Annotated in this window: 12 protein-coding genes and 1 riboswitch; of the genes, 3 read left to right on the top strand and 9 right to left on the bottom strand. The window is 68.8% G+C overall.

Annotation, left to right across the window (positions count from 1 at the left end; genetic code table 11):
- Window positions 1-95 precede the first annotated feature (95 nt).
- A riboswitch (cobalamin riboswitch) is annotated at window positions 96-292 on the bottom strand.
- Between the two features lie 78 nt (window positions 293-370).
- The 4 genes from MHA02_RS02385 to MHA02_RS22575 all read right to left on the bottom strand — a co-directional run bounded on the left by MHA02_RS02385 (window position 371) and on the right by MHA02_RS22575 (window position 3295).
- Entirely contained in the window at window positions 371-1276 is a 906-nt protein-coding gene (locus MHA02_RS02385) for an esterase/lipase family protein (RefSeq protein ID WP_147076373.1), read from the bottom strand.
- Between the two features lie 125 nt (window positions 1277-1401).
- Window positions 1402-2346: a ribose-phosphate pyrophosphokinase gene (locus MHA02_RS02380; protein WP_147076372.1), complete on the bottom strand. Its 945-nt coding sequence runs from the start codon at window positions 2344-2346 to the stop codon at window positions 1402-1404.
- A gap of 152 nt (window positions 2347-2498) precedes the next feature.
- Window positions 2499-2726 carry a DUF4170 domain-containing protein gene (locus tag MHA02_RS02375; protein WP_147076371.1) on the bottom strand — a complete coding sequence of 76 codons (228 nt, stop codon included), beginning with the start codon at window positions 2724-2726 and terminating at the stop codon, window positions 2499-2501.
- Between the two features lie 125 nt (window positions 2727-2851).
- A complete protein-coding gene (locus tag MHA02_RS22575) occupies window positions 2852-3295 on the bottom strand; it encodes a TOBE domain-containing protein (RefSeq protein ID WP_238180466.1) in 444 nt (147 codons plus the stop codon).
- Between MHA02_RS22575 and MHA02_RS02365 the strand changes: the two genes are divergently transcribed.
- Complete coding sequence (locus MHA02_RS02365; protein WP_147076369.1) at window positions 3206-3967, top strand: GNAT family N-acetyltransferase; 762 nt, start codon at window positions 3206-3208, stop codon at window positions 3965-3967. The two genes, MHA02_RS22575 and MHA02_RS02365, sit on opposite strands and share 90 nt — an antisense overlap.
- A gap of 36 nt (window positions 3968-4003) precedes the next feature.
- Here the strand turns inward: MHA02_RS02365 and xseA are convergent, their stop codons facing one another.
- The 3 genes from xseA to MHA02_RS02350 all read right to left on the bottom strand — a co-directional run bounded on the left by xseA (window position 4004) and on the right by MHA02_RS02350 (window position 7053).
- Window positions 4004-5503, bottom strand: a complete 1500-nt coding sequence (xseA, locus tag MHA02_RS02360; protein ID WP_147076368.1) for an exodeoxyribonuclease VII large subunit — start codon at window positions 5501-5503, stop codon at window positions 4004-4006.
- 58 nt (window positions 5504-5561) lie between these two features.
- Window positions 5562-5900, bottom strand: coding sequence for a hypothetical protein (locus tag MHA02_RS22570; protein ID WP_238180464.1), 339 nt, complete (start codon window positions 5898-5900; stop codon window positions 5562-5564).
- Window positions 5901-6282: 382 nt separating this feature from the next.
- Window positions 6283-7053, bottom strand: coding sequence for a helix-turn-helix domain-containing protein (locus tag MHA02_RS02350; protein WP_147076367.1), 771 nt, complete (start codon window positions 7051-7053; stop codon window positions 6283-6285).
- 175 nt (window positions 7054-7228) lie between these two features.
- On the opposite strand from MHA02_RS02350, the gene MHA02_RS02345 reads away from it, so the two are divergent.
- Complete coding sequence (locus MHA02_RS02345; RefSeq protein WP_147076575.1) at window positions 7229-7861, top strand: dihydrofolate reductase family protein; 633 nt, start codon at window positions 7229-7231, stop codon at window positions 7859-7861.
- Between the two features lie 132 nt (window positions 7862-7993).
- Here MHA02_RS02345 and MHA02_RS02340 read toward each other — a convergent pair whose 3' ends face one another.
- Together MHA02_RS02340 and MHA02_RS02335 are read right to left on the bottom strand one after the other, a co-directional pair.
- Complete coding sequence (locus MHA02_RS02340; RefSeq protein ID WP_147076366.1) at window positions 7994-8578, bottom strand: class GN sortase; 585 nt, start codon at window positions 8576-8578, stop codon at window positions 7994-7996.
- Window positions 8578-10728 (bottom strand): marine proteobacterial sortase target protein, encoded by a 2151-nt coding sequence (locus MHA02_RS02335; protein WP_147076365.1) that lies wholly within the window; start codon window positions 10726-10728, stop codon window positions 8578-8580. The genes MHA02_RS02340 and MHA02_RS02335 overlap by 1 nt, the downstream gene beginning before the upstream one ends.
- A 373-nt stretch (window positions 10729-11101) precedes the next feature.
- On the opposite strand from MHA02_RS02335, the gene uvrA reads away from it, so the two are divergent.
- A complete protein-coding gene (uvrA, locus tag MHA02_RS02330) occupies window positions 11102-14164 on the top strand; it encodes an excinuclease ABC subunit UvrA (protein ID WP_238180462.1) in 3063 nt (1020 codons plus the stop codon).
- Window positions 14165-14256: the final 92 nt, after the last annotated feature.

The following is a 14256-nucleotide window of genomic DNA, read 5'->3' as shown; positions in this document are numbered from 1 at the left end:
GCAGTGGCACGTCACCGCGAACGAGGCCGTGTTCGCCCGGCCTTCAGCCATGCGAGCCCGGCATCCATCGGGGCACCCCGCCCGACGCATTTCGCGTGTGACCACGACTGACGGCAGGTCTCCTGGCTCGCGGGTCGCTGCCCCCTCATCGTCTTCCCAGGCCGGACGCCCAGTGACGCGTTGATGGAGGACTCGCCGCTTACAGTTGCGGGGGCAGCCGCGGCATCGGGACCGAGTCCCTCACCGCGTTCCCTTTTGATCCCTTGCGGGAACCGTCGAGCTCAGTCTGTCGCAGCGGCTTCCGGGTGCGTCAATGCGCGCCGGACGGTTGGGGTGTGGATGTGGCACGGCGGCGACAGCCCTGTGCCGTTCAGGCCACGGCGGCCTCGGCCACGTCCGTGCAGCCGGTCTCGTCGGTCGTCAGGAAGTCCTGGACGATCGCCGAGAAAGCAGGCGTGCGCAGGTAGCCATAGGACTTGTGCGGGTTCAGGTCGCCCTTCGGCCGGCGATAGGCGTTCACCACCGAGATGTCCTGCGCGCGCACGCCGCTCGCGCTGGGCGCGTAGGAATCGACGATGTCCTCGCCGACTGTGGCGACGTCCGTCCGATCGACGAGGTTCGACCAGCGCCGCACGCCCTCCGGCACCTTCAGGTCGCCATGTTCCTCCTGCATCTTCAGGCGCACGTCGCTCAGCCCGAGCGGTGCGCCCAAAGTCACGAAATGCTCGACGCAGAGGTCGACACCGTCGCGCTCCAGCATGCGCAGTACGTCGTAGGCGATCAGCGAGCCCATGGAATGCGCGACGAGCAGGATGCGCGATCCGGCGTGCCGCTCGACGACTTCGCGCAATCGATCGCGCGCTGCGCTGCGAAACGCGGCATCCTCCAGATAGCCCCAGAGGTCGTCGAGGCGGTACTCGATCAGGACGTCGTCGAAAGGCGTCAGACCGGTCTTGTCCTGGAGCCAGTCGATCTTGCGATAGAGCCAGTCGGTGAGGCCGAGCCGCTTCTCGTCGCCGGGCTCCTCTCGCGAGGTCGGGAACGGCCCGGTGCCCGCGTCGGCGTAATAGGGCTCGAGATTCTTGCCCTCGTCGAGCGGCTGGTCGTAGCGGAGGTCGGCCCAGTACACGAACTCGAACGGCAGGTCGTCAGGCTCGACGCCGCAATTCCGCACGAGGCCTTCGCCGATGGCCGCCTTCCACCAGCGCTGCTTCTCCTCCTTGGGCGGCTTGTTCGCCAGACCATGGAGACCGAGGATCTGCTTGGGGCGCTGCATCGTCGACGATTGTTGCTGTTCGCATGATGGCCCGGCGGCCCGGCGCACCTGGATTTAGAGCGCACGGCAGGTCGGAAAGCCCGGCTGCCGCGCGACATAAACGCATGGCCGGCCAAGGCCGATCGTCAGGTGAACAGGCTCGACACGCTCGACTCGGTCGCCGTGCGCCCGATGGCCTCGCCGAGCAGCGGCGCGATCGAGACGACGCGGATGTTCCGGGCAAGCTTCACGGCCTGGGTGGGCTGGATCGAGTCGGTGATGACCAGCTCCTTCATCCGCGAGGCACTGATCCGCGAGACCGCGCCGCCGGAGAGGACCCCGTGGGTGATGTAGGCCGAGACCTCCTTGGCGCCGGCGTTGAGCAGGGCTTCGGCCGCGTTCACCAGGGTGCCGCCGGAATCGACGATGTCGTCGACGAGGATGCAGGAGCGGCCCTCGACGTCGCCGATGATGTTCATCACCTCCGACTCGCCCGCCCGCTCGCGGCGCTTGTCGACGATGGCGAGCGAGGCGTCGATGCGCTTGGCGAGCGCGCGGGCGCGCACCACGCCGCCGACGTCCGGCGAGACCACCATGCGGTCGCCCGGCGCCAGACGCTCCTTGATGTCGCGCACCATCACGGGCGCGGCGAAGAGATTGTCCGTCGGAATGTCGAAGAAGCCCTGGATCTGGCCGGCATGGAGATCGAGCGTCAGCACGCGGTCGGCGCCGGCCTCGGTGATCAGGTTGCAGACGAGTTTGGCCGAGATCGGCGTGCGGCCCGAGGTGCGCCGGTCCTGCCGGGCGTAGCCGAAATACGGGATCACCGCGGTGATCCGGCGGGCGGACGAGCGCCGCGCCGCATCGATCATGATCAGCAGTTCCATCAGGTGGTCGTTCGCCGGGAACGACGTCGACTGCACGATGAATACGTCCTCGCCGCGGACGTTCTCCTGCAGCTCGACGAAGATCTCCATGTCGGCGAAGCGCCGGACCATGCAGGTCGCGAGCGGCAGCTCGAGATAGGCCGCGATCGCCTCGGCCAGCGGCCGGCTGGAATTGCCGGCGATGATCTTGATCGAGGATTTCATACCAAGCGTCTCTCGTCGCGGGAGCCGCCCGGAGGGCAAGGCGCGGGTCGGCGGCGCTGATACCAGCGTGCCACGGGCGTCACAATGCCTTCATCCGGATCGGTGGGGACTGCCACCGATCGCTGCACAGGCATCGCCCGCCACATGACGAATTAGGGCTCGAGCAGCCGATGCAGATGGACGATGAAGTAGCGCGTCAGCGCGCTGTCGACCGTGGATTGCGCCTTCGCGCGCCACGCGGCCTGGGCCGAGGCAAAATCCGGAAAGATCCCGACGATGTCGAGGCCCTTGACGTCGCTGAACGTCACGCCTTCCAGGCTCTCCAGTTCGCCGCCGAAGACGAGGTGGAGTTTCTGGGAACTGTCGATCGTGGTGGTCACACGCCTCTCCTGCCGCACCGGGGTCGGTTCCACCCCTGACGGAGGCAGGAGCCATGCCGCGGTTCGCAAAGGCGGCTCCGGCCGTCAACCCGGGCGCGGCGCGGGATGGGGCTGCAACCTGCCCGCTACGGCTTGACCAGCAACACGTTCACCGCCTTGGCGATGACGTGGACGGTGTCGCCATGCTTGAGGTCGAGTTCGTCCAGAGAGTCGAGGGTCATCACCGAGGTGATGCGATAATCGGTGCCGACGATCTTCGCCTCGACCTGCGCCATCACCGAGCCGCGCTTGATCGCGACCACTTCGGCCGGGATGTCGTTACGCGCGCCGTGCTTCATGGTGGTGTCCTCGTCGGCCGGCCCGATGCCGGTGCGAGCGGATAGCTGTGGCGGGCACGGAATCCGGCAAGGCGAGCCCGGGTTGCCGCAGGCCGCGGCCCCGGTGAGGATCCGGTTTTCGCGCAGCCGCCGCAGCCCCTCATGACCGACGCCGACGATATTGCCTGGACCGCCGAAAGCGCTTGCCTCAACGCCTGGCCCTCCCCGCGGCAGGTCCACGTCGGCGACCATCTGCTGCGCGCGTCGGGCGGCCCGACCAAGCGGACGAACTCGGTCAGCCCCCTACGACCATCGACCGGTGATCCTATGGCGGCGATCGAGCGGTGCGAAACGCTCTATGCCGGGATCGGCCGGCCCGCGATGTTTCGTGTACCGAGCCTCGTGCCGACGATGGCGGAGGCGCTGGAGCGGCGTGGCTACGCCGCCTTCGGGCAGTCGCTCACGCTCATGGCCGATCTCACCGGCCCTGCCGGGGGGCCCGACCCGGCGGTGGTATTCCTCGACGACCCCAATCAGGCCTGGCTCGCAGCCCGCTCGGCTCTGACCCGGGCCGATGCCGAGACCGATCGGGTTTACCGCACGATGACCGGTTGCATCGTGCTGCCCAAAACCTTTGCCGCCGTGATCGTCGACGGGGCCGTCGCCGCGATGGCGTATGGGGCCATCGACGGACGACTCGCAGTGATCGAGTCCGTCGGGACGCTCGCTCCGATGCGCGGTCGCGGTTTGGGCCGCAGGGTCGTCGGCGCGCTGATGGGATGGGCTCGCATCCAGGGCGCCTTCGGGGTCTGTCTCCAGGTCCAGGCCGACAATACCGGTGCCGTGATGCTCTACCGTGCGCTCGGTTTCACGCGCGAACTCTCCCGATACGTCTATTTTCGGAAGGAGACCCCGGCGGATTGATACGCGGATATCCGAGCGTTTCAGTGACCAGCCGTATCAGAACAGCGAGCCCTGGCGTGCCGCAGGCTTCGGCTCGCGCGCCTTTACGCCGCGCGGCGCACGCTTGGCAGTGCCATCCCCGTCCCCGGCGTCGGTTTCTGGGATCGCTACGAGGGCACCGTCTGCGAACTGAAGCTGCAGACGGGCGGCCTGCGCCGCGATCGCCGCCGAGCGCAGCGGCGTGCCGTCCTCGTCCCGCACCAAGACGTAGCCGCGGGCGAGAACGCTGCGGTAGCTCAGCGCCCCGAGCAGGCCGCCGAGCGCGTCGAGCCGGTCGCGGCGGCGCTCGATGGCGTAGCGGAGGGCCGTACGCGGGCGCTCGCCGATCCGGGCCAGGCGGCCGCGTGCATCCGCCAGCGCGACGGCGGGCGAGCGTCGGGCGAGGCGGTCGCTCAGGCGGCTCAGCCGCTCGCGGTGGTCGCGGGCGTTCGCGGCGAGCGCCGGCGCGAGCCGGGCTTCGGCGAGGTCGAGGCGCTGGCGCTTGGCCGCGAGGAAGGCGTCGGGATCGGGCATCGCCCGCACCAGCGCACGCAGGTCGAGGCGCTCGCGCTCGACCCGGCGCAGGATAGTGGCCTGCTGGCGGCCGCCGAGGTCGCGGATCGCGTCGAGCAGGTCGGCGCGCACCGGCACCGCCATCTCGGCCGCGCCGGTCGGCGTCGGCGCGCGGCGGTCGGAGACGAAGTCGATCAGCGTCGTGTCGGTCTCGTGCCCGACCGCGGAGATCAGGGGGATCGTGCCCTCGGATGCCGCGCGCACTACGGCCTCCTCGTTGAAGGCCCAGAGATCTTCGATCGAGCCGCCGCCGCGGGCGACGATCAGCACGTCCGGCCGCGGGATCTTTCCGCCGGGAGCCAGGGCATTGAAGCCGCGGATCGCCGTGGCGATCTCTTCGGCCGCGCCCTCCCCCTGCACCCGCACCGGCCAGACCAGGACGGGTCGTGGGAAGCGGTCCTGCAGACGGTGCAGGATGTCGCGGATGACCGCACCGGTGGGCGAGGTCACGACGCCGATGACGCGCGGCAGGTAGGGGATCGGCCGCTTGCGTTCCGGGGCAAAGAGTCCCTCGGCGGCAAGGAGCTTCCTGCGCTCCTCCAGCAGCGCCATCCAGGCGCCGATGCCGGCCGGCTCCATGGAGTCGATCATGATCTGGTACGAGGACTTTCCGGCAAAGGTCGTGATCTTGCCGGTCGCAAGGACCTCGAGGCCCTCCTTCGGCTTCTGCCGAAGACGACCGAGCACACCCTTCCAGACCACCGCGTCGATCTTGGCCGTGCCGTCCTTCAGCGAGAAGTAAGCGTGGCCGGAGCCGTGCGGGCCGCGATAGCCCGAGATCTCGCCACGCAAACGGACGTGACCGAAGGCATCCTCCAGCGTTCGCTTCAGCGCGGAAGCGAGGTCACCGACCGACCACTCGGGAGCGTTGCCGGCGAGATGCGTCGACGGCGGCGTGTCCGCGGTGAGCGAAGGCGCGACTTGGGGCGGAGGAACGAGAGGCATGCCGCAACGCTAGGGCGAAGCCTCGACAAGAGCAATTTCGGCCGATCCTTAACGGGTCCTAGAAGAGGCCGGACAGCATCGCCACGACAGTCAAGGTCGGCGCTACGGCGATGGCTGCAACCCAGGGCCAGGCTCGACGAGACCGCGTGCGCCTATTGTCGTTGGCGGCGCGGGGAGGCGTCCGGCGGGTGACGATGTAATGCGAAAGGCGCACTTTTTCCTGCTGCTGAGGCGCGGCGGCAGGTGGGACATGGATGCGGCAGATCGGCATGGCGTTGGATAACGTACGCAGCTCCTCCGCCGTTCCGCTCGGACGCAGAGATCGCAAGGTCACGATGTTACCACCGCTCGGGAGGGAGCGCGTAGCGAGATCGGAGCGGTCGGCGAGGTCGCGCATCGTGGTCATGTCCGGCCTCAAAAGCGAACGGCGGACGCGACGGCCGGCCAGTTCAACGCGGCGGCGACGAGAACGAGACTGGCGACGAAGGCGAAGCGATGCATGGTCGACGGTTCCGTGATGCCCATCGTCTACGCAGAAGCCGCGGCCAAGTTCCCGTGCGGCGACACCTCGGCCGTCGCCAGCGATATTCGCCCTTGCGCTGGCCAGAGCCGGCATCCTCGCCGTTCGGGACTGCGGCGATCGCAACCGCGTCTCTGCGGCGGGCACCTGCCGCTTCGGTCGCCGCGTCGGTATCGCAGCGAGCCGCTCCGGCCGTGATCCGGCCTCCTTGGCCAATCTTGCCATTGCTGCTCGGCAGGCCTTCGGTTCGGGCGTTTCCTCAAGCCGGGCAGGCGAAGAACAGGGCGTAGCCGTCGTCGCTGACGCGCCCGAGCGCCTCTCGGCAGACGGCATAGGCAGGATGCCCGGCGGTGATCCGGCCGTAGGTATCGCCCGCGGCGAGTTCGCTGCGCTCCGGGATCAGCACCAGCGGGCAGGCCGCCGGGGTGAGCTGGGAGCCGCGGCCCGAATGCAGCGTGGTGAGAATGCCGTACATCTCGCCGCGGATCGTCGGGCGGCAGAGCATGGCGATGCGGTGCTGCCCCTGCCAGTTGGTGACGAGATAGATCTGGCCCGAGAGGTTCGGCACCGAGACGAAGCCCGTCTGCGCGAAGGGTGCATCGATCCGCTCCGCCTCGCGGAACGTCAGCCGGCTGCTCTCCGGCTCCCAGGCGATCTCGGTGCGGTAGGCGAAGATCGCGTCCGCCGCGCCGAAGGACGGGCGCAGCGTGCGATAGCGGCCCTCCAGCCAGGACACGCCCTCACGGGAATAAGCGCCGAGCTCTTCCGACGCATGGCGCCGGGTATCCAGAGCCTTATCGGGCTGCGCCGGCCCGCGGAGGCCGACGCCCAGGGCCTCTTCGAGCCGTATGGTCGTCGCCAGGGTGAAGGGCCGGCGGCCCGAGAGCGCCTTCTCCAGGGTCGAGATGCTGATGCGCGCCTCGTCGGCCAGCGTCTGCCGCGAGATCCGCCGCCGCGCCAACGCCTCCCGCACCGCCTGCGCGATCGCCCGGCTCTGCGCCTCGGGCAGTTCGGTTTCCGCTGTCGACATGCGCCCCTTCCGGTCGGTGCGCACAGATCCGCACGAAACCGGACAGTATGGCAAGCGGGTGTCCGGAAGGTCAATGACCAGCAGCGGACAGGCACGGGGCCGAGAAGCGATACGCGCTGTCGGATTTCATCGATCCCGTCCGTTCTTGGACCGAAACCGATGCGAGGAGAAAGCCGTGAGAGACCAAATCCTGAAGATGTCGATATCGATCGACGGCTTCGTGAGCGACCTGGATGGCCGAAACACCTGGATGTTCGGTGCCGATCGCGAGGCGAAGGCCTGGAGCGCCGACTATCTCTGGAACGCCGGGCTGCACATCATGGGCAGCCGCAGCTTCCAGGATATGGCCGCGTGGTGGCCGACCTCCACCGACATGTTCGCGCCGCCGATGAACCAGATCCCGAAGGCCGTCTTCTCACGACAGGGGGCGGCAGCGCTCGGCAACCGACACGACACCGCGGCGCTTGACGAGGCTCGCGCCAAGGCCGGAGCCACACAATCCGCGGAGCGACAACCTGGCGCAGACAGTTGGACGGACCCCTATGTGGCCAGCGGTGACCTGCTGGAGGAAATCGCGAGGCTGAAAGCCCAAGAGGGCAAGCCGATCATCGCCCACGGTGGCGTCCGCTTCGCCCGCAGTCTCGTCGCCTCGGGACTCGTCGATCAATACGCCCTGGCAGTGGCCCCCGTGGCGCTGGGCCAAGGCCTGCCGCTGTTCTCCGACCTCACAGCGCCGAAGCCTCTCAGGCTGATGAGCTCACAGGCCTTTCCGGGGGGCGCGGTCGCACAGATCTATCGAGCGTCGTGAAGCTGTCGCCGCCCAGAAGCCAACCGCACCAAGTCCTTGTTGCGTCGCGCGCTCTTGCGCCGGACCGTTGCCACTTCGGCGGAGCGCGCCCCATCCGGGTCACCGCAGACACGGACTTGTCCAGGCGTCGCCTCAACCGTGGTCGGCGCGTTCCGCCTCGACGATCAGCCGCAACGGCCCATGCGTGACCGCTCCCAGCGGCCAGCAGGTGGATAGCACGAGCCGGATCCCGATCGCCGCCGGGTCGACCCCTGACGCATCCCACGCGGCGACACGGCTGCCGGTCACGCGAAATGTCGCCGTCCGCCCATCTCCTCGCGTCACGGCGATCGGGTCGCCCGGCTTCAACAGCCCCAGCACCGCGAACTGCGTGTCGCGATGCGCGGCGTAGACGGCGGTGCCGGGGTCGCCGGCCTGCGGGGTGCCCTCGACATGGCCGGGGCCGAAGGCCAGGGCTTGGCCGCTGCTGCCGGCGAGCGCGATGAAGCGTCTGCCGGCGAGCGTCAGCCGGGCGACCGGTACGGTGTCGGCCCAGGGCCAGGGGCGGGCCGGCTTCCCCGTCGCCAGGGTCTCGGCGAAGGCCCGCTCCAGCAATACCTGGGCGAGGGCCGCCTTGGCCGGGATCCAGGCACTCTGCGCCGTGAGGCCGAGCCCGGCCAAGAGGAGAAGGGCGGCTGCGGCCGCCCTGCCCTTCGCTCGGATGGGGAACCCGCGCATCAGGCGAACCGGCGTGTGCGGGCGACGAGCAGGCCGAGGCCGAGCAGGGTCAGTCCGAGCCAGAGGCGGATCTCGAAATCCGTCGCGGTCTGCGGCAGGCTGACCTGACGGATCGGCGCGGCCGCTTCGGCGCGGCGCTCGACGGCCGGTCTGGCGATGCCGTTCGGGCGTTCGCCGGCCGGCCCGAAGACCTTTTCGAAGTCCCAGCCCGCGGGCAGGTTCAGCGGCAGGTCGGTGGCGGCGAGACGGGCGCCGACCGGGCGGCGCGGGGTCGCGTCGATGGCGACAAGGCTGGTGAGGCGCGTCATCAGCTGATGGGCCAGCGCGAGCTTCAGGATCGCCGCGTCGGCCGTGTCGGGGGTGAGCTTGCCGGTGATCCGCGCGGTCTCGGCGTCGCCGATCTTGGCGCGCGCCCAGGCTTTCGAGATGCCGGCGCCCTCCGCCGCCGTCGCGAGGTCGAGGGTCTGCCGCCACGGCGTGTCGCCAATGCGCCCGCTCAGCGTCAGCGTCCCACCGGCCTTGGCGAGCCTTGCGGAGAGCACCAGCGGCTCGCCGCGGTAGAGGTCGGGCAGCAACTCGGGCGTCACGTCGGCGCCGCCTTCCGAAAACGTCGCGACGAGGTCGGTGACGACCGGGCTTTCGAGCTTGGCGAAGAGTTCGCGGGTGCGCTCGGCGACCTGATCGATCGTGCCGATATTGGTGTAGCTACCGCGCCCGAGTTCGGCGGCGTGGGTCATCAGGTGGCCGTTCGGCGCTGAGCCGATGCCGACCATGAACAGCCGCGAGCGGCCCCGGCCGGCACTGATCGCCGAAAAGATCTGGTCCTCGTTGCCGATGGCGCCGTCGGTGAGGAACACGATCTGGCGGACGCGTCCGGTCTCCTCCGGGTTCGGATCACTGAGCGCGGCCTTCAGCGGCGCCAGCATCTCGGTACCGCCGCTGGCCTCGATTCCCGCGACGAAGGTTTTGGCCTGGGTGAGATGGCTCTCGTCGGCCGGGACGGCGCCCGAGAACAGGCTCTGCATGGTGTTGTCGAAGCGGATGACGTTGAAACGGTCGCCGGCATCGAGCCGGTCGAGGGCCGCGAGCAGGCTGGCCTTGGCCTGCCGCATCGAGGCGCCCGACATCGAGCCGGAATTGTCGATGACGAAGGTCACGTCGCGGGGGCGACGGGTCCCGGGCTGGCCGACCGGCGGGGTCACGCTGGCCAGCACGTAATCGTCCGCGCCGACATGCTCGCGGAACAGGCCGACGCTGGGCGCCTCGCTCGGAGCCGGCCGCCAGGTCAGCTCGAAATCCCTGTCGGCCGGGACCGGGCCGTCGTCGAGGCTGACCCGGCGGGCATCCGGCCCGGTCTCCTCGATGCGGACCTTGTGGGTGTCGCTGCGCATCGCGCCAAGCGCGAAGCCGGCCTTGAGGTCGACGTGCAGCGTCACCGGATTGGTGGGTGCGTGTTTCGCGGGATCGAGCACCGGGGGGCTGATGCGGTCGCGGTCGGGCACCGGATCGATCCCGGCCGCGGTTCCACGCTCGCCGACGAGGTTCACGATCGGCGGTGCCGGGTTGTAGCGGGGCGCGACGACGAGGGGGACGCGGAGCGCATAGGTGTCGCCCGAGTGCCGGATGGTCTGCTGGTACTCGATGCGCACCAGCACGGTCTCGCCGGGGCCGATATTGGCCACCGCATTGGTGAAGACGTTGGGGCGCTCCTGCTCGGTGAGCGCGGCGGTCTTGCCGGCGCTTTTCGCCGCCTCGTACGCCCGCCGGGCCTGGGCGCGCTCGCGGATGTCGGCGACGACGATGCGGTTGCCGATGACGAGCTTCATCGAATCGACCGCCGCGTCTTCCGGCAGCGGATAGACGTAGGTGCCCTCGACCCACTCGGTGGTGGTGTTGCGGAAGGCCTGGGTGACGACGGCCCGCGCCGTCGGCCCACTGACCGCGACGGTGACGTCGGTCATCAGGCGCGGTGCCTCGACCGGGGCGGCGTCCGAGGGCCCGCGCAGGACGAGTTCGCCGCTGCCCGGCGCGACCGGCGCGGCGCGGGGCGTGCCGGGTCCGGCGAAGAGGGCGAGGAGGCCGATGAGGACGGGCGCGAACCGGGCCGCCCGGGGACGGGATACGATCGCGAGGGAAGCACTTGAGGTCATGACGCATCTCCGGGTCGTCCGGCGTCGGGGCCGGTCGATCCGAAGGGTCGTGCAAGGCGGTTTGGGCCGCCACGGGCAACGTCACGCTTGTTCGGCCACCACCCGCACCGGTCCGGCCGGCGGAGGCGGATTCGTGAGGAACGCGTGCGTGCCGGTGCGCTCGCGGCTGCCGTCGAGGCGATGACGAATTGCCGCCGAGCAGAGTAGGGCTCACATGGGCGAACCTCCGCAGCCGGCGGTGTACTCTCTTCGTTCCAGACGCTAGGGAAGCGCTGAACTGCCTTGTCCAGTCCCGGCGGGACACGACATGGGCTTTGCGCGACGCTTCGACCGGCGGCGTGCTGTTACGACCTCTCGCGAGACCGAGCCCTGCATGGCCAGAGCTATCCAAGCCGCCAAGACAGCAGCGCCGAAGCCGAGCGGCAAGGCAGTTGCAAAGCCCGCTGGCAAGGCTGCGGCAAATCCGGTCGAGAAGTCCGATACCGAGCTGGACCGGTTCTTCGATCAGGCCGGCCCGGCGCCCCGCGATACCCGCGTCATCTCCGTGCGCGGCGCACGCGAGCACAATCTCAAGAACGTCGACCTGACGATTCCGCGCGACCGGCTGGTTGTGTTCACCGGCCTCTCCGGTTCGGGCAAGTCGTCGCTCGCCTTCGATACGATCTATGCCGAGGGCCAGCGCCGCTACGTCGAGTCGCTCTCGGCCTATGCCCGCCAGTTCCTGGAGATGATGTCGAAGCCCGACGTCGACCAGATCGATGGGCTCTCGCCGGCCATCTCCATCGAACAGAAGACGACCTCGAAGAACCCGCGCTCGACGGTGGGCACCGTTACCGAGATCTACGACTACATGCGCCTGCTCTGGGCGCGCGTCGGCATCCCCTATTCGCCGGCCACCGGCCTGCCGATCGAGAGCCAGACCGTCAGCCAGATGGTCGACCGGGTGCTGGAGCTGCCGGAGAAGACCCGGCTCTACCTGCTCGCGCCCGTGGTCCGAGGGCGGAAAGGCGAGTACCGGAAAGAGATCGCGGAATACCAGAAGAAGGGGTTTCAGCGGCTGCGAATCGACGGCGAGTACTATCCGATCGACGACGCGCCGAAGCTCGACAAGAAGCTCAAGCACGACATCGACGTGGTGGTCGACCGCATCGTGGTGCGCGAGGACATCAAGGCGCGGCTGGCCGATTCCTTCGAGACGGCGCTCGAACTCGCCGACGGCATCGCCGACATCGAGTTCGCCGACGTACCGGAGGGGGAAACCCCGAAAAAAATAACGTTCTCGTCGCGGTTCGCCTGCCCCGTCTCGGGCTTCACCATCCCCGAGATCGAGCCCCGGCTGTTCTCGTTCAACAACCCCTTCGGCGCCTGCCCGACCTGCGGCGGCATCGGCCACGAGATGCGGATCGATCCGGAACTCGTGATCTCCGACGAGTCGCTGACACTGAAGCGTGGCGCGGTGGCGCCCTGGGCGAAGTCGACCTCGCCGTATTACGAGCAGACGCTCGACGCGCTGGCCAAGCACTTCGACTTCAAGACCACCGTGCCCTGGGCGTCCCTGCCGACGAACGGCCGGATCGCGATCCTCTACGGCACCGGCAAGGACTCGGTCCGGTTCGCCTATAACGACGGCCTGCGCTCCTACTCGGTCAACAAGCCCTTCGAGGGCGTCATCCCGAACCTGGAGCGGCGCTACAAGGAGACCGAGAGCGACTCGGCCCGCGAGGAAATCGGGCGCTACATGAGCGCCACGCCCTGCGAAGCCTGCGACGGCAAGCGGCTGAAGCCCGAGGCGCTCGCGGTCAAGATCGACATGCAGGACATCGGTCAGGTCACCGCGCTCTCGGTGCGTGAGGCCCACCGCTGGTTCTCCGAGATCGCGTCGAAGCTCACGGACAAGCAGAACGAGATCGCGGCCCGCATCCTCAAGGAGATCCGCGACCGCCTCACCTTCCTCGTCGATGTCGGGCTGGAATACCTGACGCTGGCGCGCGGCTCGGGCTCGCTGTCGGGCGGCGAGAGCCAGCGCATCCGGCTCGCCTCACAGATCGGCTCGGGGCTGACCGGCGTGCTCTACGTGCTCGACGAGCCCTCGATCGGCCTGCACCAGCGCGACAACGAGCGGCTTCTCGGCACGCTGAAGCGGCTGCGCGATCTCGGCAATTCGGTAATCGTGGTCGAACACGACGAGGACGCGATCCTGCAGGCGGACTACGTCGTCGATGTCGGCCCGGGCGCCGGTATCCATGGCGGCCAAATCATCGCGCAGGGCACGCCCGCCGAGGTCCTGAAAAACCCCGCCTCGCTGACCGCGAAGTACCTCACCGGCGAGATGGCGGTGCGCACCCCGACGGCGCGCCGCACGGCCAAGAAGGGCGCGCTCAAGCTCTTCGGCGCACGCGGCAACAACCTGAAGAACGTCGACGTGGCGATCCCGCTCGGCACCTTCACCTGCATCACCGGCGTCTCCGGCGGCGGCAAGTCCACCCTCGTCATCGACACCCTCTACAAGGCCGTCGCGAAAAAACTGAACGGGGCGCTGGAGCACCCGGCGCCGTTCGATCGCCTCGAAGGCCTCGAGCATCTCGACAAGGTCATCGACATCGACCAGTCGCCGATCGGGCGCACGCCGCGCTCGAATCCGGCCACCTATACCGGCGCCTTCACCCCGATCCGCGACTGGTTCGCAGGGCTGCCCGAGGCCAAGGCGCGCGGCTACCAGCCGGGGCGCTTTTCCTTCAACGTGAAGGGCGGGCGCTGCGAGGCCTGCTCGGGCGACGGCGTCATCAAGATCGAGATGCACTTCCTGCCCGACGTCTACGTCACCTGCGACGTCTGCAAGGGCAAGCGATACGACCGCGAGACGCTGGAGGTGAAGTACCGCGGACGCTCCATCGCCGACGTGCTCGACATGACCGTCGAGGAGGCCGCCGACCTGTTCAAGGCGGTGCCGACGATTCGGGAGAAGATGGAGACGCTGAAGCGCGTCGGGCTCGACTACGTCCATGTCGGCCAGCAAGCGACGACGCTCTCCGGCGGCGAGGCGCAACGCGTGAAGCTCTCGAAGGAGCTGTCGAAGCGGGCCACCGGCCGCACGCTCTACATCCTGGACGAGCCCACCACCGGCCTGCACTTCCACGACGTCGCCAAGTTGATGGAGGTGCTCCACGAGCTCGTCGACCAGGGCAACACCGTCGTCGTGATCGAGCACAACCTCGAGGTCATCAAGACGGCCGACTGGGTGATCGACATGGGGCCGGAGGGTGGCGACGGCGGCGGCGTGGTCGTGGCCGAGGGCACGCCCGAGCAGATCGCCAAGTCGATCGCGAGCCATACCGGGCGATTCCTGCGCGATGTCCTGGCGCGACGGCCGGCGACGGTGCAGCCGACTCCGACCCGCAGCGCGACCGCCGCGAAACGGCGGCAGGCTGCCGAATAATCCGATCGGCCCGGTCGATTCGCCCGGGCCGGGGCCTCGCGCACGATGCGATTCGAGGATTTCGATCGCTCGAGCCCATCGAGTCGCCTCCG

Source organism: Methylobacterium haplocladii (assembly GCF_007992175.1).
GTDB classification, from domain to species: domain Bacteria; phylum Pseudomonadota; class Alphaproteobacteria; order Rhizobiales; family Beijerinckiaceae; genus Methylobacterium; species Methylobacterium haplocladii.
The sequence above is the reverse complement of the archived record's forward strand: the minus strand, read 5'-3'. Positions and strand labels throughout refer to the sequence as shown.